The sequence below is a fragment of the Ruegeria sp. AL1 genome, from assembly GCF_056540905.1.
In genome coordinates this window covers 45,148-66,722 of record NZ_JBQFXP010000008.1, presented here as the reverse complement: position 1 = coordinate 66,722, position 21,575 = coordinate 45,148, and the positions used below count along the sequence as shown (strand labels likewise).

Genomic DNA, 21,575 nt, shown 5'->3' with positions numbered 1-21,575 from the left:
GGTTTCCTTACACGCCACAGGTTGGCATACCGCCACCATATAGGTGGATCATTTTGGGTTGAAAGGGGCCATACATGATCAGGCGGTTCGGCGAAAGCCCACAATCAGGCCGAAAGTACATCCGACGGGTTGGGGTATACGCCCTGCTCCCGCGCGAAGCGCATCTGTTGCTGACGTGCCAGATGGAGCCGGGACCTGATCTGCAACTGCCTGGCGGCGGTATTGATCCCGGCGAATCGCCCATCACCGCCCTACATCGCGAAGTGTTCGAGGAAACCGGTTGGCGCATTGCCGATCCCCGCAAGGTTGGGGCTTTCCGTCGGTTCACCTTTATGCCCGAATATGATCTGTGGGCGGAAAAGATTTGCCTGATCTACCGTGCCCGACCGGTTCGCCGCCTTGGCCCGCCGACCGAGCCTTTTCACGAAGCGCTTTGGATGAGCTGCCCCGACGCTGTGCAAATGCTGGGCAACGGTGGAGATCGGCATTTCGCCAGTCTCCACCTCCAGGAGCTTCAGGCGCCGTGATATTCAAAGAACACAGCTGACAGGTCGTCGTCCATCCCCTGATCAGGCGCCATGGCTTGCGTGAGACGCCAGAACATATCGTCCAGAAACTCGGCCCCATGTCGGGTCGAAACACATTCTGACGCCATGCGGCGAAGGCCATGTTCGTCCAGCAGACCGCCTCCCTCAATGGGACATTCCGTGAACCCGTCGGAATACAACAGCAGCTTGTCACCGGGATTCAGGTATATATCGATCTGATGAAATGTGGCATCCGGTAACAAACCCACCGGCAAACCGCCGTCACCCAGAAACTCAGCGCTTCCGTCAGCGCGCAGAAGCAGCGGATGGGGGTGTCCCGCCTGCACCATTTTCAGATGTCCGTTGCGCAAATCGACGATGGCATAGACCATGGTAAAGTATTCTTCGATCCCCGCGTCTGCCATCAGGCGAGAATTCAGGGTCGCGGCCACCTCTTCCGGAGGGAGGAGAGCATAGAACTTGTTAAATCTCCGTTCCATCGCGACATTTTGATCGAAATGCTGACTGGACAGATACCCGCCCAGCCGCGCCGTCATCATGGCCGAGGTGATCCCGTGCCCTGACACATCGATGCTGTAGAACCCAAGCCGATTCACACCCGGAGAGAACATGCCCACCAGATCCCCCCCGATATGACCACAGGGTTTAAGCAAGAGACTAACCCGAGAATTTCCAAAGGCGCGGGTCAGTTCGGGAACGAGCGATTCCTGTATCTTACGTGCCTGTATCAAATCCTTGTCGATCGCATCATGGGCCAGTTTCAACTCGTCCAACGCCGCCTCGATCATGCGGTTTTTCTCGGACAGTTCGCGTTGCATGTCCAGAATGCGCGCACCCGCCGATATCCGCGCGCGCAGCTCGTCAGCCTCGAGCGGTTTGATCAGGAAGTCATCGGCACCCGCATCCAGACCCCGCGCTACTTCCTGTTTTTCACTTTTGGACGTTAACAGAATGAAATACGTGTATTCATCCTTCTCCAACTCGCGAAACGCGCGGCAGAATTCAAGCCCGCCCATACCCGGCATCACCCAATCGCTAAGCACCAGATCCGGCAGTCCACCGGCGCAGATTGTCATCGCCTCTTCGCCGCTGCTCGCCTCAAGAACCGTAAAACCCCATTTCCGGAGCGAGGCGACAAGGATGCGCCGCTGCAATCGGCTGTCATCGACAACAAGAACCGTGCGGATCGCACCAAAATCCAGCTCGACCCTGGCGTCTGATAAGCTGGTTTCCGACACGAGGTTCCCTGCGCTTTGTCCTTGTTTCCTTCCGCAAACGCTAGTGCCCAAAGTTTAACATTGCGTGAAAACCAAAGAGCACGCTGCCCTTAACCCAGCATTTACCCCTCAGCCGCTAAACAGAGCGAGGACGGAGGATGCATATGATACACTGGTCCAGGGTCAGACAATTGCACGATGAAGTTGGCGCAGAGGAATTCGGCGAAGTTGTCGAGATTTTCCTGGAAGAGGTGCAAGAGGCATTGCAGCGCCTACGCGCAGACACCCAACGGCTTGAGCTGGAGCAAAATCTGCATTTCCTGAAGGGCAGCGGATTGAGCCTTGGATTCGCGCAGTTTTCCGGCCTGTGTCAGGACGGTGAAAGATGCGCTGCCGCCGGCCGCGCCGAAGAGGTGGATGTTCCGGCCATCGTCGCCAGTTTCGATGCATCCCGATCCGCGTTTGAGGTCGGGTTGCGGGAAAACCTGTCATAGCTCAGATCACGAACTGCGCCAGTGTCTCGTCTTCGGTAATATCCGTATAGGTAAAGCCCGCCTCATCCAGATGGGCAAACAGGCGCATAAAATTCTCCGGCTTGCGGGTTTCGATCCCGATCAGGACCGAGCCGAAATTACGGGCGGATTTTTTCATGTATTCGAAGCGGGCGATGTCGTCTTCAGGACCCAGAATACTCAGGAATTCCTTCAACGCCCCGGGGCGCTGCGGCAGGCGCAGGATAAAGTACTTTTTGACGCCGGAATAACGCTGCGCGCGCTCTTTAACTTCGGGCAGACGCTCAAAATCGAAATTTCCACCCGAAGTGACGCAGACGACCGTCTTATCACGGATGAAACTTTGCACATCGCCGATAGCCTCAATCGCCAGCGCGCCGGCGGGCTCCAGCACAATGCCTTCGACATTCAGCATCTCGATCATGGTGGTGCAGATCCGGTCCTCGGACAGGACCAGAACATCAGAGAGGTGGCGCGATTTCAGCAGCTCGAAAGGCTTCGCCCCAATCCGGCCCACGGCAGCACCATCGACGAAATTATCCACGCGATCCAGCGACACCGGATGCCCCGCCGCCATCGCAGCATGCAAACAGGCGCCGCCTTTAGGCTCGACAAACAGGCAGTGCGTACGATCTCCGAACCACGTCGCCACGCCCGAGGACATGCCGCCCCCGCCCACTGGAAGGATGACGTGATTGGGCAATGCCCCCAGTTGCTCTTCGATCTCTACGGCCAGAGATGCCTGCCCCTCGATCACATCCTCATCGTCGAACGGGGACAGAAAATGCCCGCCCTGCTGGGCGCACCATTTCTGCGCGGCGGCCAGCGTGTCGTCGAAATAGTCGCCGGTGAGGTGGATTTCGATACTGTCGCCGCCAAAAATGCGGGTCTTCTGGATTTTCTGCTGCGGCGTGGTGACGGGCATGAAGATCACGCCGCGCACGTTGAGATGTTTGCACATATAGGCCACACCCTGCGCGTGATTGCCCGCGCTGGCGCAGACAAAAAGCTCCTGCCCGGTCTGCTTGCGCATCGCATTGAACGCGCCACGAATTTTGTAAGACCGCACGGGGCTGAGGTCTTCGCGTTTGAGCCAGATATCGGCCCCATACCGGTCCGACAGATGGGCGTTCCGCTGCAAAGGCGTTGCGGGAAACACAGAGCGCATCGCCTGTTCGGCGGCGCGGGCACGGGTCATGAAATCAGTCATGGCCGTTTCCCTGCCGTATCAGTGCAAAAAGGGCAAGGAATACATATGTGTGCCGCGCTCAGGTAAGTTCCCGTTTTTCTATGAACACGCCGTATATCGTTGTCAGGATGCTCACGTTGATCAATGGTACAACCAACAGCCCCACAACCGTGACGATCAGAGCTCCGATAATCGGAACCAGCAGCAACAAAGACGATAAACTTTGCAACAAGAGTTGAAGCAACAAAGACAACACCACGAGGACGACCAGCGCCCCGGACGACCCCGACGTTGCGCGCCACGCCTCGGGTATCGTAATCGATTTTCCAATCGCCGCCCCCGGCAGAATTGGAGACAAGCGATAGAAGCCAACCGTCATTATCGCAACAATACCGAGCCACACGGCCGATGCCGTCACTGCTGAAGCCTGCATGGCGGCGCCCACAACCAACAGAAAAGGCGAGATCGCTATCGCGCCCAAAATAATCAACATCAAAAGGCGTCCAAAATAGGCCATAACGCGGTCAAATCTGAAACTGGGCAGAAAGCCGGTTGGGTATTCCTCGAGCAGTACAAATCGGTGCCAAGAGACTACAATCCAGAGCATGACTCCGAACACAACCACTATCAGGCTGACGACAAAACCAAGTACTGACATCAGAGCGGAGTTATCAGGATTTCCAGCAGCGCCATCAAACTCTTCCAACGGCACATCGAAAACCAGAAACAGGACAATCGTCAGTGCAGCTGCGACAAGCGCTGGCACCAGTGAAATCTGCAGCGCCTGCATAAGATTTCTCAGCACCATCTTTATCGAATGCACAAAAATCTCGAGTCCCAGCATCTCAAAACCCGCCTCTCAACCAATCCTTGTTCTCTATCCGCCCGTTTCACCCCAATTCCCGCCCGGCGTCAACGCAGATAACTTGCCCCCGGTTTCAAAACCCGCTAGGGGCCAAGCGTCTTACGCATAAGGGGAAGTCAGATGTCCGCGCCCAAGAAAGTTGTTCTGGCCTATTCCGGTGGCCTTGATACCTCGATCATTCTGAAATGGCTGCAGACCGAGTATGGTTGTGAGGTCGTGACCTTCACCGCCGATCTGGGTCAGGGTGAGGAACTGGAACCCGCCCGTAAAAAGGCTGAGCTGCTGGGGATCAAGCCCGAGAACATCTATATCGAGGACATCCGCGAGGAATTCGTCCGCGACTTCGTCTTCCCGATGTTCCGTGCCAATGCGCAGTATGAGGGGTTGTATCTGCTGGGCACTTCGATCGCGCGGCCACTGATCTCAAAACGTCTGGTTGAGATTGCCGAAGCGACCGGCGCGGATGCCGTGGCCCATGGCGCGACCGGCAAGGGCAACGATCAGGTGCGGTTCGAACTGGCCGCTTATGCCTTGAACCCAGACATCAAGGTGATTGCCCCCTGGCGCGAATGGGATCTGACCAGCCGCACCAAACTGCTGGAGTTCGCCGAACAAAACCAGATTCCGATTGCCAAGGACAAGCGCGGCGAGGCTCCGTTCTCGGTCGATGCGAACCTGCTGCACACCTCGTCCGAGGGCAAGGTTCTGGAAGACCCCGCCGATATGGCACCCGATTATGTCTATCAGCGCACCGTCCACCCCGAGGACGCGCCGAATGAGCCCGAGTTCATCGAAATCGGCTTTGAAAAAGGCGACGCGGTCAGCATCAATGGCGAGGCGATGAGCCCCGCCACCATCCTGACCAAACTGAACGAGTATGGCGGCAAGCACGGCATTGGCCGTCTCGATCTGGTCGAAGGCCGTTTCGTCGGTATGAAATCGCGCGGCATTTATGAGACGCCGGGCGGTACCATCTTGCTGGAGGCGCATCGTGGCATCGAATCCATCACCATGGACCGGGGCGCGATGCACCTGAAAGACCAGCTGATGCCGCAATATGCCGAGCTGATCTATAACGGCTTCTGGTACAGCCCCGAGCGTGAGATGCTGCAGGCCGCCATCGACCGCTCGCAGGAACATGTCACCGGCACCGTCCGCGTGAAACTGTACAAAGGTCTGGCCTCGACCGTTGGCCGCTGGTCGGATCACTCGCTGTATTCCGAGGCGCACGTGACCTTCGAAGAAGACGCTGGCGCCTATGACCAGAAAGACGCGGCGGGCTTTATCCAGCTCAATGCGCTGCGCCTGAAACTTCTGGCGGCGCGCGACAAGCGGTTGAGCAAGTAACAGCGTTCAACCCGAATAGGACCCCGGTGCCCCGAAAGGTGCCGGGGTTTTTCTTTGGCCACTTCCCGTTTGGTCAGGCTTGCCCGTGGCACGCAGATGTCTTTACCCATGGGTCAACTTGGGAAAGGACAGATCATGCAGGACATCGCCGAGGGAATTCAGAAGGGTCTGAACGGCAAAAGCTTTGACGGATCACTGAAATTCGACTGTGGCGCGGACGGGGTGGTCGTGCTGGCCGATAACTCTGCCTCGACCACGGATCGTGACACAGATTGCACCATTCGGATTTCGAAAGACAACCTGACCAAGCTGCTAACCGGCAAGCTGAACCCGATGACCGGTGTTGCGTTGGGCAAGCTCAAGATCTCGGGCAATATGGGCGTGGCAATGAAGCTGGGGCAGCTGCTGGGATAAACTCGTCTCACCACCGCGTGACAAACCATGTCAGCGGATTGCGCCGGACGCAAAGACAAGGCAGCCTTACTCTCAGAAGGAGACTTGCCATGACCCGGACTGCTTACCTCGACTACATTAAGCCGACGCTTCTGTTCGCATTGATCATGCTCGCCGCCATGTTGCGGGCCTTGCCCGCACCTGCTGCAGGGACCGAGACCCTGACAGTGGCCGGTGGATGCTTCTGGTGCGTCGAATCCGACTTTGAATCCGTACCCGGCGTGATTGAGGCCGTTTCCGGCTTTACCGGCGGTAAGGCGGCCAACCCAAGCTATGACCAGGTATCAAAGGGTGGAACCGGCCATTACGAAGCCGTTCAGATCACATATAACCCGGCACAGGTTTCGCGCGAAACACTGTTGAACATGTTCTTCCGGTCAGTTGATCCCACAGATGCCGGTGGTCAGTTCTGTGACCGGGGCGACAGCTATCGCACGGCGATTTTCGTCTCTAACGCTGGCGAAAAAGCAATTGCGCAGCGGGCGAAGACAAACGCACAAAACGCTCTGGGCCAAACTGTTGTCACCCCAATCCTGCAGGCCGGAGCCTTCTATCCCGCCGAGGAATACCACCAGGATTACTACAAGGGGAACAAGCTGGTCTTTACCCGCTTTGGTCCCAAACGGCAGCACAGCGCATACAAAGCCTATCGCAAAGCCTGTGGACGCGATGACCGCGTAAAACAGCTGTGGGGGAACGAAGCGCCATTCACCGGGTCTTAATCGAACCGCGCCTCGAGAACCTCTTTCAAATCGGGGATGACATCAGCTGTACCGTGCCGCGTGACCATCAGGGCCGCGGCACGGTTTGCTTGAGCAACCGCCTGTGCCATAGGCATCCCGCGATCCATCGCCGATAGCACGTAGCCGGTGAACGTATCACCCGCCCCGGTCGTATCCACCGCCTGCACTTTGTGTGCCGGGAAATCTGAAATCGATCCACGGTGATAATACCGCGCGCCTTCCGCGCCCATCGTGACGATGACATGCTCCACATTCAGGTTGGTCACAGAAAGCCCCGTCGCCTGATGCAATTGTTCCGCCTCGACTTCATTCAGGATCAGGAAATCGAGATAGGGCAAAACGTCCTGCACCGCATCGGCCTGAAAAGGAGCGGCAGCATAGCAAATCGTCAGGCCCAACTCATGTCCCATTTTTGCAGCCTCAACCTGCAGGTTGGTTTCATTCTGCATCACCAGCAGATCGCCACGTGTGGCTGACGATAACGCCTGCCCCAACTGATCGGACGAGATCTCTTGATTGGCGCCAGGGAACAGAATGATATTGTTCTCGCCCTTTGCATCCACGGCAATAATGGCGTGGCCAGTCGGTATCTCGCTCTGTGCGATGTGACGGGTGTCCACCCCATATTCCGTCAGGCGTTCGCGCGCCCAGACCCCGTCTTTTCCAATGGCGCCGACATGCGCGACCTGCGACCCGGCACGCGCTGCAGCCACCGACATATTTGCACCTTTACCGCCCAGAAAACGATCCAGACGGTTTGCGGCAAGGGTCTCGCCCGGCCCGGGCAGGTGCGGCACGTCATAGATCATGTCCGCGTTGATCGATCCGAGGTTCCAGATCGTCATGGCTTACCCGAGATATCGCACGAGGCCAGAATGGCCATGTTCAAGATATCGTTTGCTGTCGAGACGGTCGAACAGATCTGAATCGGCTTGTCGACGCCGGACAGGATCGGGCCGATCACTGTGGCCCCACCCATTTCCTGCATCAGCTTGGTCGAGATACTGGCCGAGTGCCGCGCCGGGACGATCAGGATATTGGCCGGGCCGGTCAGGCGTTGGAACGGATAGGCGTCTTGCTGATCCACGTTCAGCGCAACATCGACGGTCATTTCGCCCTCATACTCGAAATCGACACCGCGCTGATCCAGCACTGCGGGCGCGCGGTGCATCTTTTCCGCGCGTTCCGACACCGGATAGCCGAAGGTCGAGAAACTGACAAAGGCCACGCGCGGCTCCAGCCCCATGTGGCGGGCCACAGCGGCAGCACGTTCGGCGATATTGGCCAGGTCGTTCTCGTCCGGCCATTCATGCACCAGAGTATCGCCAATCAAAACGATTCGCCCTTTGTGCAGCAAGGCGGTCACTCCCGCCGCACCATTCGCCGCATCTGCGTCAAAGACGTGATTGATCCGGTCCAGCGCATGCGCCGATTTCCGGGTGGCCCCTGTCACCAGACCGTCGCCATGCCCATGTGCCAGCATCAGGGCCGAGAATACGTGGCGATCCCGCGCCGCGAGGCGGTGAATATCTTTGCGGTCAAAGCCTTTGCGCTGCAGGCGCTGGTACAGAAAATCCTTATAGGCATCCAGATGCATGGTGTTCGCGGCGTTGACCACTTCCAATTCGCGCACCGCATCGCCAAGGCCCGCCTCTTCCAGCTGCTGCTTGACCTCTTCTTGCCGACCAACCACCAGCGCTTTGCCAAAGCCCGAGCGTTGGTACATGACAGCCGCGCGCAGCACGCGGGGATCGTCGCCTTCAGCAAAGATCATCCGACTTTGCGCGGCACGGGCCCGGGCGTTCAAGCCGCGCAGGATGCTGGCGGTCGGATCCATACGGGATTTCAGACTCAGCTCATAGGCGTCCATATCGATGATCGGGCGCCGCGCGGCCCCGGTATCCATTCCGGCCTTAGCAACGGCGGGCGGGATGCGGTGGATCAGACGCGGGTCGAACGGGGTCGGGATGATGTAGTCACGGCCAAAGGTCAGCGATTTGCCGTAGGCCATGGCCACTTCGTCCGGCACATCCTCGCGCGCCAGATTGGCCAACGCATGGGCGCAGGCGATCTTCATCTCGTCATTGATGGCACGGGCATGGATATCCAGCGCGCCCCGGAACAGGTAGGGAAAGCCCAGCACATTATTCACCTGATTGGGGTAATCGCTGCGGCCCGTCGCTACGATGGCATCGACGCGCACTTCATGTGCTTCTTCCGGCGTAATCTCAGGGTCGGGGTTTGCCATCGCGAAGATCACCGGATTATCGGCCATGCTGGCAACCATATCCTGGGTCACCGCGCCTTTTACCGACACACCAAGGAACACGTCGGCCCCTTTCATCGCCTCTTCAAGCGTGCGCAATTCCGTCGAAATCGCATGGGCCGATTTCCACTGGTTCATCCCCTCGGTCCGACCCTGATAGATCACACCTTTGGTGTCGCAGACGATACAATTCTCATGGCGCGCGCCCATCGACTTGAGCAGTTCGATACAGGCGATCCCCGCAGCCCCCGCGCCGTTCAAAACGATCTTCACATCCTCAATCTTCTTGCCCGAGATATGCAGCGCATTCAGCAGACCCGCAGCACAGATCACTGCCGTGCCATGCTGATCATCGTGGAAGACAGGGATATCCATCTCTTCCTTCAGGCGCTGTTCGATGATGAAACATTCGGGTGCCTTGATGTCCTCAAGGTTGATGCCACCAAAAGTCGGCCCCATCAGACGCACAGCGCGGCAAAACTCATCCGGGTCCTCAGTGTCCAGCTCAATATCGATCGAGTTCACATCGGCGAAGCGTTTGAACAGGACGGCCTTGCCCTCCATCACCGGCTTACCGCCCAACGCACCTAGATTGCCAAGACCCAGAACCGCCGTCCCATTCGAGATTACGGCGACCAGATTGCCCTTGTTGGTATAGTCATAGGCGGTCTCAGGCGCTTCGGCGATGGCTTCACATGGAACAGCGACGCCGGGGCTATAGGCCAGCGACAGATCGCGCTGCGTGGTCATGGGAACGGTGGCTTGCACCTCCCACTTGCCGGGGGTCGGGTCCAGGTGAAAGGCCAGCGCCTCTTCTTTGGTGATCTTCGTTTTAGGCATGGGAAATGTCGTTTCTTTGCAAGTTGGGGCCTTAGCGTCATAGCGCAGGCGGTCCTGCGCCTCAACGGGAATAGATTTCGCCTTTCGCAGCAAGGGTCGGGTTTGTAAGGTCGCCCGGAATTCGCCAGAAGGGAACAGCCTTGTCCACAGTCACGCCAATGATGGCGCAGTATCTCGAAATCAAGGAGGCCCATGCCGACGCCCTGCTGTTCTACCGCATGGGTGATTTCTACGAGATGTTTTTCGACGATGCCGTCAACGCCTCCGAGGCGCTGGACATCGCCCTGACCAAGCGCGGCAAGCACAATGGCACAGACATTCCCATGTGCGGCGTGCCAGTTCACGCCGCCGAAGGCTATCTGTTGACCCTGATCCGCAAAGGCTTTCGCGTGGCGGTGTGCGAACAGATGGAAAGCCCGGCTGAGGCGAAGAAAAGAGGCTCTAAATCGGTTGTAAAACGCGATGTCGTGCGCCTGGTGACGCCCGGCACGCTGACCGAGGATGCGCTGCTTGAGGCCCGCCGTCACAACTTTCTCGCCACCTACTCGGCAGTCCGGGACGAGGCCGCTTTGGCCTGGGCCGATATCTCGACCGGTGCGTTTCACGTCATGCCGCTGACAGGCGCGCGGCTCAGCCCCGAGCTGGCCCGACTGGCCCCGTCCGAGTTGATTGTGGCCGATGGATCCCAGCAGGACCTGCAGGACCCGGCGCGCGATCTGGGGATTTCGCTGACCCCCATCGCGCGGGCCAGCTTTGACAGCACCGCGGCAGAAAAGCGCATCTGCGCGCGGTTCAACGTCGGCGCTCTGGACGCCTTTGGCGCGTTCACCCGCGCCGAAGTGTCGGCCATGGGCGCGCTGATCGACTATCTTGAGATCACGCAAAAGGGCAAACTGCCGCTGCTGCAAACGCCTTTGAAGGAAGCCGAAGACCGCGTGGTGCAGATTGACGCTGCCACCCGCCGCAATCTGGAACTGACCCGGTCCCTGTCCGGGGGCCGCGCGGGATCGCTTCTGTCGGTGGTAGATCGAACCGTGACACCGGGCGGCGCGCGCCTGCTGGAACAACGCCTGTCCAGCCCTTCACGCAATCTGGACGTGATCCATTCGCGGCTGGACGCGGTCAGCTTTGCGGTTGAGGACAGCCTGATCGCCTCGGACCTGCGCGAAGCGCTACGTAAAACCCCCGATCTGGACCGCGCCCTGTCGCGGTTATCTCTGGACCGCGGCGGCCCCCGCGATCTGGCCGCGATCCGCAACGGCCTGACCCAAGCCTCCGCGATTGCCGGAATTTGTGAAGAGCAGGACTTGCCCCGCCTGCTAACCATCGCACTGCAGAACCTCGTCGGGTTCGACGACCTGTTAACCCTGCTGGATGAAGCTTTGGTTGCCGAGCCCCCTTTGCTGGCCCGCGACGGTGGTTTCATTGCACCGGGCTTCGACGCCGAACTGGACGAGGCTCGTACCCTGCGCGACGAAGGCCGATCTGTCATCGCCGGGTTTCAGCAGAAATACGCGGACCATACCGGCATCACCTCGCTGAAGATCAAGCACAACAACGTGCTGGGTTACTTCATCGAAACCACGGCCACCCATGCCGAGAAAATGCTGAACCCGCCGTTCTCTGAAACCTATATCCATCGCCAGACCACCGCCAACCAGGTGCGGTTCACAACGGTCGAACTGTCCGAGATCGAAACCCGCATCCTGAATGCCGGAAATCTGGCACTTGAGATCGAAAAAAGGCTCTATCAAAAGTTATCAAGCGAAATTCTGACCCAAGCCGCGCGCCTCAACCTGGCCGCCCGAGGCCTCGCTGAACTGGATTTGACCACAGCGCTGGCCGATCTGGCACGCGGAGAAAACTGGTGCCGCCCGCAAGTCGATACCTCTCGCGCCTTCGATATTCGCGGGGGCCGCCATCCGGTGGTCGAAAATGCCCTGCGTCAGCAAAGCGGCGACGCGTTCGTCGCGAATGATTGCGACTTGAGCGCGGAAGACAGACCTGCCATCTGGCTGCTAACCGGCCCCAACATGGCCGGTAAATCCACCTTCCTGCGCCAGAACGCGCTGATCGCTTTGTTGGCGCAAATGGGCAGCTATGTCCCCGCCGAACAGGCCCATATCGGCGTCATCAGCCAGCTGTTCAGCCGCGTCGGCGCGTCAGATGATCTGGCACGGGGCCGCTCGACCTTTATGGTCGAAATGGTGGAAACCGCCGCCATCCTCAATCAGGCCGACGACCGCGCGCTTGTGATCCTTGATGAAATCGGACGCGGCACCGCCACCTATGACGGCCTCTCCATCGCATGGGCCACGCTGGAACACCTGCACACCGCCAACCAATGTCGCGCGCTCTTTGCCACGCATTACCACGAACTCACAGCGCTGGCGGGAAAGCTGACAGGCGTCGATAACGCAACCGTCGCCGTCAAGGAATGGGAAGGTGAGGTCATCTTCCTGCACGAAGTCCACAAAGGCGCCGCCGACCGGTCTTACGGCGTACAGGTCGCACAACTGGCGGGCCTCCCAGCCTCGGTGGTTGATCGCGCCCGAACCGTCCTTGAACAGTTAGAAAAAACGGAACGCGAGGGCGGCAAGCAAAAAGCCCTGATCGACGACCTGCCCCTGTTCTCAGTCGCGCCACCACCGCCGCCCGCACCCAAAGCCTCACCCGTCGCGGATATGCTGAACGACATCCTGCCTGACGAACTCAGCCCCCGCGAAGCACTCGACCTGATCTACAAACTGAAAGAGGCGGCCAAGTCCTGACCGCCTCTTCATCTTTTCAAAAATACTCTCGCCGAAGGCTTGGCCTCGCAGAGGCCAATCAACTCGCAGGTGTCGACGACACCCCAACCTGCGCCGGACGCAACAACCGGTCATGCAACATGAACCCTTCCGCAGACACCTGAATGATATCCCCCGCACGGGTCCCCGGTACCGGTGCTTCAAACATCGCCTCATGCACGTTCGGATCGAACCGATCCCCAACCTGTGGTGTAATCACCTCGATCCCATGCTTTTGAAACACATCTTTCAGCGCCCGCATGGTCAGCTCAACACCTTCCAACAGACCGGCAGCAACCTCTTTCTGCTCATCGGTTGCGGCCTCAAGCGCACGCTTCATGTTGTCGTAAACCGGCAGCATGTCGCGTGCCAGTTTCGACCCACCATACTGCTCTGCATCCCGACGCGCCTTGTCACCGCGCTTGCGCGCATTTTCTGCGTCCGCCAGCGCGCGCATGAACCGGTCCTTGAACTCGTCCCGCTCTGCCCGCAGCGCATCGATCTCCAGCGCCTTGTCGCTGATCTCAGCAAATTCCTCCGCCAGTTCTTCCGCTTCGGCGGACATGATATCGTCCAGAAATTCTTCGTTCTTGGGCTCTGCCATCTCTTACCCTCTAGCTCCGGTCGGATATCAGCTTGCCGACCAGTTGCGCCGTATAATCCACGATCGGCACGATCCGTCCATAATTCAGACGTGTGGGTCCGATGACCCCGACCGCACCGATTATCCTACGATCAGCGTTCATATATGGAGACACCACCAAAGAGGAACCCGAAAGTGAGAAAAGTTTGTTCTCAGAGCCGATAAAAATGCGCACACCCTCGCCTTCTTCGGTCAATTCGAGGAATTCGGCAATATCACGTTTGCGTTCCAGATCGTCAAACAGGGTGCGAATACGGTCCAGCTCTTCTGCCTGACCCGGTTCGTTCAACAGATTCGCCCGCCCGCGCACGATCAACCGGGCCGAGTCGCTGCCGTCCCCGTCCCAGGCCGCCATCCCGCTTTCCACCATCTCGCGCGCCAGAACATCGATTTCCTGCTTCCGTGCGTCGATCTGCGATAGCATCTGACGACGCACTTCGCTGATCGTGCGGCCTTCGATCAGGGCATTCAGAAAATTTGCGGCCTCGCGCATGGAACTGGGCGTCTGCCCCGGCGGCGGCGTAAACAACCGGTTTTCCACATGCCCGTCCGAGAACACCAACACCACCAAAGCACGATCATGCCCCAGCGAGACGAATTCGATATGCTTGATCTCGGCCTCATGCTTGGGGGTCAGCACCAGCGACGCGCCTTGTGTCACGTGCGACAAGGCTGACCCCACGCGGTCCAGCATTCCCCCCACATCGCCTGCGTTAGAGCCTAATGTCTCGTCCAGTTTCTTCCGATCATCCGCGCCGAGATCGCCCATTTCAAGCAATCCGTCCACGAACATGCGCAATCCCTGCTGCGTCGGAATCCGGCCTGCGCTGACATGAGGACTATCCAGCAGGCCCAGAAATTCGAGGTCCTGCATCACGTTGCGAACGGTCGCGGCGCTGACCTTTTCGGACAGGGTGCGTGTCAGAGTGCGGCTGCCCACCGGTTCACCACTGTCCAGATAGCTTTCGACGATCAGCCGGAACACCTCGCGCGACCGGTCGTTCATCTCGTCCAGAATCTTGCTTGCTTCGCTCATCTGCGGCCCTCTGCTGGATCGCCATTAAATCGCAGGAAAATGAAAGGTCAATCGGGGTTGCATCGTAGCGCTGCGGGGCGGTATCCCCAAGTCAACAGACAAAGGAATGCCCATGCGACCCTCAGGACGTAATCTAGACGAAATGCGCGCTGTTTCCATCGAAACAGGTTTCACCAAACATGCCGAAGGATCCTGCCTGATCAAGATGGGCGACACCCATGTGCTGTGCACCGCCACGATCGAAGATCGCGTGCCGCCATTCATCAAGGGCTCGGGCCTGGGTTGGGTCACGGCAGAATACGGCATGCTGCCCCGTGCGACCAATACCCGGATGCGGCGTGAGGCTGCCTCGGGCAAGCAAGGCGGTCGCACGGTCGAAATCCAACGCCTGATCGGTCGCGCCCTGCGGGCCGGGGTGGATCGCGTCGCGTTGGGAGAACGTCAGATCACCGTCGACTGCGATGTGATCCAAGCCGATGGCGGCACCCGCTGCGCCTCGATCACCGGGGGCTGGGTGGCGCTGCGACTGGCGGTGAACAAGCTGATGAAAGCCGGTGATGTGATCAGCGATCCGCTAGTCGATCCGGTGGCGGCTGTTTCCTGTGGCATATACGCGGGTCAGCCCGTGCTGGACCTCGACTATCCTGAAGACAGCGAGGCCGGCGTGGATGGCAACTTTATCATGACAGGCTCGGGCAAACTGATCGAAGTGCAGATGAGCGCCGAGGGCTCCGTCTTTAGCCGCGCGCAGATGGATCAGCTGATGGATCTAGCCGAGAAAGGCGTTGGCGAATTGGCCGCCGCCCAAAAGGCCGCCACCGCATGACTCGCAAGTTCGAAGGCGACCGCCTGTTGGTCGCCACGCATAACAAGGGCAAGCTGGAAGAGGTCGCGCACCTTCTGGAACCCTTTGGCGTAACCGTGGTGGGCGCGGGCGACATGAACCTGCCTGAACCGGAAGAAACCGAGGATACCTTTGTCGGCAACGCCCGGATCAAGGCTCACGCCGCCGCGCAGGCGACCGGCTTGCCCGCCCTGTCAGACGATTCCGGTATCACCATCGACGCGCTGGACGGTGCACCCGGTGTCTACACCGCCGACTGGGCCGAAACCGGCAATGGCCGCGATTTCCTGATGGCGATGACCCGCGCGCATACTGAGCTTGAGGCGAAGAATGCGCCCCATCCACGCACCGCGCAATTCCGCAGCACGCTGGTGCTGGCCTGGCCCGACGGTCATGACGAAGTGTTCGAGGGCATCGCCCCCGGCCATCTGGTCTGGCCGATCCGGGGCGAAGGCGGCTTTGGCTATGACCCGATGTTTGTCCCCGAGGGCCACGACATTACCTTTGCGGAAATGGATCGCTGGGAAAAGAACAAGATCAGCCATCGCGGCCGCGCGGTGGAGATGTTCGTGAAAGGCTGCTTTGGCGGATGATTGGCGCAACGGGGGCTTTGGCCTGTATGTGCACTGGCCGTTTTGCGAGGCCAAATGCCCCTATTGCGATTTCAACAGCCATGTTTCCAGAAATATCAACCAAAAACAATGGCTTGCAGCATATCTGAGTGAGCTGCGCCGCTCTGCCGCAGAAACGCCCGACCGGGTCCTGAACACGATCTTCTTCGGTGGCGGCACGCCATCCCTGATGGACCCGGACACCGTCGCCGCCGTGATCGACGAAGCCCGCGCGCTCTGGCGCCCGGCCAACGACATGGAAATCACGCTCGAAGCCAATCCCGGTTCGGTCGAGGCCGGGCGCTTCACCGCCTATCGCGACGCGGGTGTGAACCGGATTTCAATGGGCGTGCAGGCACTGAACGATGACGACCTGCGTCGTCTGGGCCGCATCCATACCGTCGCCGAGGCCGGCGCCGCTTTTGACATCGCGCGGGACTGCTTCGACCGGGTCAGCTTTGACCTGATCTATGCCCGCCAACACCAGACGCTGGACGCCTGGCGCATGGAACTGACCGAGGCCCTGTCGATGGCTGTCGATCACTTGTCTCTGTACCAATTGACCATTGAGGACGGCACCGCCTTCGGTGACCGTTATGCCGTCGGGAAACTGCGCGGCCTGCCCGAAGATGACAGCGCCGCCGAGATGTATCTGGTCACACAAGAGATCTGCGACGCCCATGGCCTGCCCGCCTATGAGGTCTCGAACCACGCCCGGCCCGGCGCAGAGTCGCAGCACAATCTGATCTATTGGCGCTATGGTGATTACATCGGGATCGGCCCTGGCGCGCACGGACGCCTGACCCTGAGCGGACGCAAATACGCGACCGAGACACACCTGTCACCGACGCAATGGCTGAGTGCCGCAACATCCGGGTCGGGTGAGAGCAACCGTACCGAGCTGGCACATCAGGATCAGGCCGTTGAATACCTTATGATGTGTATGCGTTTATCAGAAGGCATAAATGTAGATCGATTTGAAACGCTCGCAGGCGATCCACTACCACAAAATCAACTGGAAACGCTGACTGATCTAGGGATGGTCAAGTTCCAGAGCAATCGACTCAGAGCTACTAGAAATGGACGTGCGGTGCTGAACGCCGTGATCCGGGAATTGTTGGGATAGATGATGCAATATCTATGGGCCGGATTGGGTTTGCTCTGCGTCGCTCTTGCGATGATCGGTATCGTATTGCCTTTACTGCCGACTGTTCCCTTTCTGCTTTTGGCCGCATTTTTCTTTGCCCGGTCATCGTCAAGACTGCACACTTGGTTGCTGACCCATCGAACCTTCGGGCCGCTGATTGTTGACTGGCAGAACTCGGGCGCTATCCGACCTGCTGCAAAAAAAGCGGCCACCTTGTCGGTCGCCGCTGTCTTTGGAATTTCGATTCTGATTTCCGTACCGCTGTTTGTTCTGATCATTCAGGCGGTGACGCTTGGAGCGGTGATGATCTTTATCTGGACACGTCCTAACGGCTGAGCTTGGCGCAAAGATCATCCAGCTGATCAAGGTTTTCATAGGCCAGAACAACCTGCCCTGATTCCGATCCGGGCTTGTGATTGATCGTGACCTTCATAGCCAGGATGGCCGACAGGTCTTTTTCAAGCGCACGCGTATCCGCGTCCTTCCCGGCATTCAGATTTCTGGATTTTGGCGCGGATCTATCCGGACCGCTTTGTTGTTTTTTGACCAACGCTTCGGTCGCGCGCACCGAAAGACCGTCCCGAACCACTTGTTTCGCCAATTCCGACGGATTTTCAGCCGTGATCAAGGCGCGCGCATGCCCAGCCGACAGCTTGCCTTCGATCACCAGCGTCTGCACATCCATCGGCAAGGACAACAGACGCAGCAAATTGGCGATGTGACTGCGGCTTTTGCCCAGCGCCTCGGCCAACTTCTCTTGCGTATGCCCAAAGCGATCCATCAACTGCTTGAAACCAGCCGCCTCTTCCACCGCGTTCAAGTCAGCACGCTGGATGTTTTCGATGATCGCGACTTCCAGCACTTCGGTGTCATCGAATTCGCGCACAATGACTGGGATTTCATGCAGTTGCGCCATTTGAGCGGCGCGCCAACGGCGTTCACCTGCAACGATTTCATATTGTCCGCCCGCGATACTGCGCACGATCAAAGGCTGAATGATCCCCTTTTCCTTGACCGACGCCGCAAGCTCATCCAGCTGTTCCTGCGCAAATCTGCGGCGCGGCTGATCCGGGTTCGCCTGCAGCTTTTCTATTGGCACCTTTAGATCAGGGCGACGCGGCTCGGATGTGATCCGACCATCGGCCTCAGGTGTCACATCGGCCATCAACGCAGACAATCCTCGACCCAACCCTCGGGATTTGCTTTTCCTGACGTTCATCATGCTCTCCTGACGGTCGCTTAAACGGCGACTTTGTTATTCTTGTGCATAACCTCGCGGGCCAGATGCCGATACGCCATCGCGCCGAGAGACCCGGAGTCATATTGGAGCACAGGCAACGCATAAGAAGGCGCCTCGCTGACCCGCACATTTCTGGGTATCTTTGTTTTAAATACCATCTCACCCAGATTGTCACGTGCGTCTTTTTCAACCTGACGGGACAAGTTGTTGCGGTTGTCATACATGGTCAACACAACACCTTCGATTCTGAGGTCCGGGTTTGCTGTCTGACGTACCTCGCGAATGGTGAGCATCAATTGCGACAATCCTTCCAAAGCAAAGAACTCGCTTTGCAGGGGAACCAGCACAGAATGTGCGGCCACCATTGCATTAACGGTCAGAAGGTTAAGTGACGGCGGGCAATCAATCAAAACGAAATCCAGGTCAAATTTGTCGATTGCAGTCTGCCGCAGGGCATCATGAAGCAAGTAGCTGCGCTTTTCGTTCGAGATCAGTTCGATATCTGCCGAACTCAGGTCCACGGTCGCGGGAACCACAAACAGCCCGTCAATTTCAGTCTCCTGAACCACAGCCTCCAAAGGGGCGTCGTCCAATATTAGATCATAGGCCGTCCAATCCCGGTCTTCGACCCCTAGCCCGGTCGAGGCATTTCCTTGCGGGTCCAGATCAACGACAAGTACCTTGCATCCCGATTCAGCCAATCCAGCCGCAAGATTGATCGCTGTTGTCGTTTTCCCAACTCCACCCTTCTGATTTGCGACGGCAATAATTCGCGGCCCGGATGGACGAGACAGGTCAACCACGAGAAACTCCTTTAATCTTAAGGATAACGGCCTTGGGTTCCGTTAGACTTGTAATTGGCTCAGCATCAAATTTCCATTCTTCCCGGGCATCTTCGATCTCTTTTTTCCACTGTGCGCCTTTCGGCAACAGAGCCGTCCCAGCTCCGCTTAAATGCCTGTCACAAAAAGACAAAAGTGCCCGAAGATCGGCCAATGCGCGTGCGGACAAGATATCTGCATTCAGCGGCTCAATCAGTTCGATCCGTTTTGAAATCACATGACAATTTACATCGCATTCCCGAGCCGCCGTCCGCAGGAACGCAGACTTGCGTTGATCGCTTTCTACCAGCTTAAAATGCGAAGCCGGCGCGTGTTCCGCCGCCAGAATTGCGCACACAAGCCCCGGAAATCCGCCACCACTGCCGAGGTCACACCATGTATCAAAGGGTCCCGCGCAATCAAAAACCTGAATGGAATCCTGGATATGCCGAACCCAGATTTCCGAAAGGCTATTTTTTGAAACAAGGTTAATCTTCGGATTCCATCGCCTGACGAGATCGACATAGGTGCTGAGGCGCTCAAATGTTTCACGTGAAACATTCAAAGCCTCGATCAGATTGTCGTTCATACTCTGCGAACCCTCTGATCACGTCGCAGCTTTGCCAAAAGCAACGCCAATGCAGCAGGCGTCACGCCCTCTACCCGACTTGCCTGAGACATGTTCTCTGGTCGCGCGGATGACAGCTTTTGCTTAACTTCTGATGACAAGCCTTCCAAAGAAATATAGTCAAAATCATGCGGAATTTCGTGATGTTCGTCGCGCTTCATCGCCTCTACATCTCGTTTTTGCCGTTCAATGTAATTTGAATAAAGTGCGTCACGCTCCACCTGTAGGCGAATTTCAGCTTCGACTGTTTCCAACTCAGGAATCAGCGGTATCAAATCACCAAAACCAACATCCGGAAAAGCGAGGATCGCCATGCCATCCCTACGATTGCCGTCCTGATTCACTGCAATGCCAGCCGCGTTTACCTCTTTCGGAGTGTAGGTTTTATCAGTGAGCCTCTGCTTCGCCGCAGTTAACATGTCCATTTTATCGTTAAAACGACAGCTTCTTTCTTCACCGACGCATCCCAAATCAATACCAACCGGTGTCAATCGCTGGTCTGCATTGTCTGCGCGCAGCGACAACCGGAACTCCGCTCGAGATGTGAACATTCGGTACGGCTCAGCAACTCCGCGCGTCGTCAGGTCGTCAATCATAACACCGATATAGGACGAAGAACGTGAAAAATGCACCGGCTCGCGATCAAAACAGAACTGAGCTGCGTTCAAACCCGCAACGAGGCCCTGTGCTGCAGCTTCCTCATACCCCGTAGTTCCATTTATCTGACCTGCAAGGAAGAGGCCTTGAATTTGCGGCAATGCCAAAGAAGACGTCAGGACCCGTGGATCAATATAGTCATATTCAATCGCATACCCCGGCTGCAAAATATTGGCTTTTTCCAAGCCTTTAATTGATCTGACGTAGTCAAGCTGCACGTCCTGCGGCAGGGACGTCGATATCCCGTTTGGATATATCGTGTGATCATTGATCCCTTCGGGTTCCAAGAAGATTTGGTGCGAATCTTTCTCGGAAAACCGAACAATTTTGTCCTCGATCGACGGGCAGTACCTCGGGCCGACCCCATCGATATGCCCACCATACATCGCGGATCGGGACAGGTTTTTCTCGATAATTTCATGTGTTCGGAGATTTGTATGCGTGATTCCACACGATATCTGTGGCGCGACGACAGATTTTGAAAGAAACGAAAACAATGTCGGATCCTCGTCGCCTTTCTGGCTTTCCAGTCCGGACCAGTCAATTGTCCGGCCATCCAGCCGTGGCGGAGTACCTGTTTTTAATCGCCCCAGAGGAAGATCCAAAGCATCCAGCCGCTCCGCCAGTTTAACAGACGGTTGATCCCCCATTCGGCCACCTGGGTGTGATACGTCTCCGATGTGAATAACGCCGCGTAGAAAGGTGCCTGATGTCAATATGACAGCTTTCGCGTGCACTTCAGACCCGTCAGCCAGAACAACACCCGCAACATGGATCCCGTTCATTAAAAAATCGACAACTTCACCAACCACAACGTCAAGGTTTGGCCTTTGGGCTGTCTCTCTCTGCATAGCGGCGCGGTACAAGCTTCGATCCGCCTGGGTCCGCGGTCCTTGCACAGCTGGTCCTTTTCGCCTGTTCAAAAGGCGAAACTGGATCCCTGCCTGATCGGCAACGCGCCCCATAACGCCATCCATGGCATCGATTTCGCGAACCAAATGTCCTTTTCCCAAACCGCCGATTGCGGGGTTACAGGACATAACACCAATATCCGTTTCGGACAGTGTCACCAAAGCTGTAGACGCACCCATTCGGGCCGATGCATGTGCAGCTTCAGCCCCGGCATGACCCGCACCAATGACCACGACATCAAAACTTGAATGTTTCACGTGAAACACT

At 57.6% G+C, this 21,575-nt stretch carries 21 protein-coding genes; 10 read left to right on the top strand and 11 right to left on the bottom strand.

What is annotated here, in order from left to right; translation table 11 throughout:
* The first annotated feature begins 74 nt into the window (after positions 1 to 74).
* Positions 75 to 527, top strand: coding sequence for an NUDIX hydrolase (locus ACRZ9X_RS13785; RefSeq protein ID WP_480519781.1), 453 nt, complete (start codon positions 75 to 77; stop codon positions 525 to 527).
* On the opposite strand, the gene ACRZ9X_RS13780 is transcribed toward ACRZ9X_RS13785, so the two are convergent.
* Positions 515 to 1,786 carry a PP2C family protein-serine/threonine phosphatase gene (locus ACRZ9X_RS13780; protein ID WP_480519779.1) on the bottom strand — a complete coding sequence of 424 codons (1,272 nt, stop codon included), beginning with the start codon at positions 1,784 to 1,786 and terminating at the stop codon, positions 515 to 517. The genes ACRZ9X_RS13785 and ACRZ9X_RS13780 overlap by 13 nt on opposite strands.
* 143 nt (positions 1,787 to 1,929) lie before the next feature.
* On the opposite strand from ACRZ9X_RS13780, the gene ACRZ9X_RS13775 reads away from it, so the two are divergent.
* A complete protein-coding gene (locus ACRZ9X_RS13775) occupies positions 1,930 to 2,259 on the top strand; it encodes an Hpt domain-containing protein (RefSeq protein ID WP_480519777.1) in 330 nt (109 codons plus the stop codon).
* Position 2,260: 1 nt separating this feature from the next.
* Here the strand turns inward: ACRZ9X_RS13775 and ilvA are convergent, their stop codons facing one another.
* Together ilvA and ACRZ9X_RS13765 are read right to left on the bottom strand one after the other, a co-directional pair.
* A complete protein-coding gene (gene ilvA / locus ACRZ9X_RS13770; protein ID WP_480519775.1) occupies positions 2,261 to 3,487 on the bottom strand; it encodes a threonine ammonia-lyase IlvA in 1,227 nt (408 codons plus the stop codon).
* 58 nt (positions 3,488 to 3,545) lie between these two features.
* Positions 3,546 to 4,310, bottom strand: coding sequence for a hypothetical protein (locus ACRZ9X_RS13765; RefSeq protein WP_480519773.1), 765 nt, complete (start codon positions 4,308 to 4,310; stop codon positions 3,546 to 3,548).
* Positions 4,311 to 4,451: 141 nt separating this feature from the next.
* On the opposite strand from ACRZ9X_RS13765, the gene ACRZ9X_RS13760 reads away from it, so the two are divergent.
* The 3 genes from ACRZ9X_RS13760 (at position 4,452) to msrA (ending at position 6,853) form a co-directional block, all read left to right on the top strand.
* A complete protein-coding gene (locus ACRZ9X_RS13760) occupies positions 4,452 to 5,678 on the top strand; it encodes an argininosuccinate synthase (protein ID WP_480519771.1) in 1,227 nt (408 codons plus the stop codon).
* Between the two features lie 135 nt (positions 5,679 to 5,813).
* Positions 5,814 to 6,092 (top strand): SCP2 sterol-binding domain-containing protein, encoded by a 279-nt coding sequence (locus tag ACRZ9X_RS13755; protein WP_480519769.1) that lies wholly within the window; start codon positions 5,814 to 5,816, stop codon positions 6,090 to 6,092.
* Between the two features lie 89 nt (positions 6,093 to 6,181).
* Positions 6,182 to 6,853 carry a peptide-methionine (S)-S-oxide reductase MsrA gene (gene msrA, locus ACRZ9X_RS13750; RefSeq protein ID WP_480519767.1) on the top strand — a complete coding sequence of 224 codons (672 nt, stop codon included), beginning with the start codon at positions 6,182 to 6,184 and terminating at the stop codon, positions 6,851 to 6,853.
* Here msrA and ACRZ9X_RS13745 read toward each other — a convergent pair.
* Positions 6,850 to 7,719 (bottom strand): ribokinase, encoded by an 870-nt coding sequence (locus ACRZ9X_RS13745; RefSeq protein WP_480519765.1) that lies wholly within the window; start codon positions 7,717 to 7,719, stop codon positions 6,850 to 6,852. The two genes, msrA and ACRZ9X_RS13745, sit on opposite strands and share 4 nt — an antisense overlap.
* A complete protein-coding gene (locus ACRZ9X_RS13740) occupies positions 7,716 to 9,980 on the bottom strand; it encodes an NADP-dependent malic enzyme (RefSeq protein WP_480519763.1) in 2,265 nt (754 codons plus the stop codon). Before ACRZ9X_RS13740 ends, ACRZ9X_RS13745 begins: the two co-directional genes overlap by 4 nt.
* Positions 9,981 to 10,138: 158 nt before the next feature.
* Here ACRZ9X_RS13740 and mutS point away from each other — a divergent pair, with 158 nt between their 5' ends.
* Positions 10,139 to 12,751 carry a DNA mismatch repair protein MutS gene (mutS, locus tag ACRZ9X_RS13735; RefSeq protein ID WP_480520105.1) on the top strand — a complete coding sequence of 871 codons (2,613 nt, stop codon included), beginning with the start codon at positions 10,139 to 10,141 and terminating at the stop codon, positions 12,749 to 12,751.
* A 58-nt stretch (positions 12,752 to 12,809) separates the two neighbouring features.
* On the opposite strand, the gene ACRZ9X_RS13730 is transcribed toward mutS, so the two are convergent.
* Positions 12,810 to 13,373: a nucleotide exchange factor GrpE gene (locus ACRZ9X_RS13730; protein WP_480519761.1), complete on the bottom strand. Its 564-nt coding sequence runs from the start codon at positions 13,371 to 13,373 to the stop codon at positions 12,810 to 12,812.
* Between the two features lie 10 nt (positions 13,374 to 13,383).
* Entirely contained in the window at positions 13,384 to 14,448 is a 1,065-nt protein-coding gene (gene hrcA, locus ACRZ9X_RS13725; RefSeq protein ID WP_480519759.1) for a heat-inducible transcriptional repressor HrcA, read from the bottom strand.
* Between the two features lie 112 nt (positions 14,449 to 14,560).
* Here hrcA and rph point away from each other — a divergent pair, with 112 nt between their 5' ends.
* From rph to ACRZ9X_RS13705, 4 genes are read left to right on the top strand one after another with little or no spacing between them, the layout of a single operon-like run.
* Positions 14,561 to 15,274 (top strand): ribonuclease PH, encoded by a 714-nt coding sequence (gene rph / locus ACRZ9X_RS13720; protein WP_480498089.1) that lies wholly within the window; start codon positions 14,561 to 14,563, stop codon positions 15,272 to 15,274.
* On the top strand, positions 15,271 to 15,885 hold the full coding sequence (rdgB, locus tag ACRZ9X_RS13715; protein WP_480519757.1) for an RdgB/HAM1 family non-canonical purine NTP pyrophosphatase: 615 nt from the start codon (positions 15,271 to 15,273) through the stop codon (positions 15,883 to 15,885). Before rph ends, rdgB begins: the two co-directional genes overlap by 4 nt.
* The gene (gene hemW / locus ACRZ9X_RS13710; protein ID WP_480519755.1) at positions 15,875 to 17,029 is read left to right on the top strand and encodes a radical SAM family heme chaperone HemW; all 1,155 of its coding nucleotides are present in this window, start codon (positions 15,875 to 15,877) and stop codon (positions 17,027 to 17,029) included. Before rdgB ends, hemW begins: the two co-directional genes overlap by 11 nt.
* 3 nt (positions 17,030 to 17,032) lie before the next feature.
* Positions 17,033 to 17,386 carry a YbaN family protein gene (locus ACRZ9X_RS13705; protein ID WP_480519753.1) on the top strand — a complete coding sequence of 118 codons (354 nt, stop codon included), beginning with the start codon at positions 17,033 to 17,035 and terminating at the stop codon, positions 17,384 to 17,386.
* Here the strand turns inward: ACRZ9X_RS13705 and ACRZ9X_RS13700 are convergent.
* Genes ACRZ9X_RS13700 through mnmG form a run of 4 tightly spaced genes read right to left on the bottom strand, consistent with a single transcriptional unit; the run spans position 17,376 to position 21,565 of the window.
* Positions 17,376 to 18,269, bottom strand: coding sequence for a ParB/RepB/Spo0J family partition protein (locus tag ACRZ9X_RS13700; protein WP_480519751.1), 894 nt, complete (start codon positions 18,267 to 18,269; stop codon positions 17,376 to 17,378). The two genes, ACRZ9X_RS13705 and ACRZ9X_RS13700, sit on opposite strands and share 11 nt — an antisense overlap.
* 20 nt (positions 18,270 to 18,289) lie before the next feature.
* The gene (locus ACRZ9X_RS13695; protein WP_480519749.1) at positions 18,290 to 19,093 is read right to left on the bottom strand and encodes a ParA family protein; all 804 of its coding nucleotides are present in this window, start codon (positions 19,091 to 19,093) and stop codon (positions 18,290 to 18,292) included.
* Complete coding sequence (rsmG, locus tag ACRZ9X_RS13690; protein ID WP_480519748.1) at positions 19,086 to 19,700, bottom strand: 16S rRNA (guanine(527)-N(7))-methyltransferase RsmG; 615 nt, start codon at positions 19,698 to 19,700, stop codon at positions 19,086 to 19,088. Before rsmG ends, ACRZ9X_RS13695 begins: the two co-directional genes overlap by 8 nt.
* Positions 19,697 to 21,565, bottom strand: a complete 1,869-nt coding sequence (gene mnmG / locus ACRZ9X_RS13685; RefSeq protein WP_480519747.1) for a tRNA uridine-5-carboxymethylaminomethyl(34) synthesis enzyme MnmG — start codon at positions 21,563 to 21,565, stop codon at positions 19,697 to 19,699. Before mnmG ends, rsmG begins: the two co-directional genes overlap by 4 nt.
* Positions 21,566 to 21,575 lie beyond the last annotated feature (10 nt).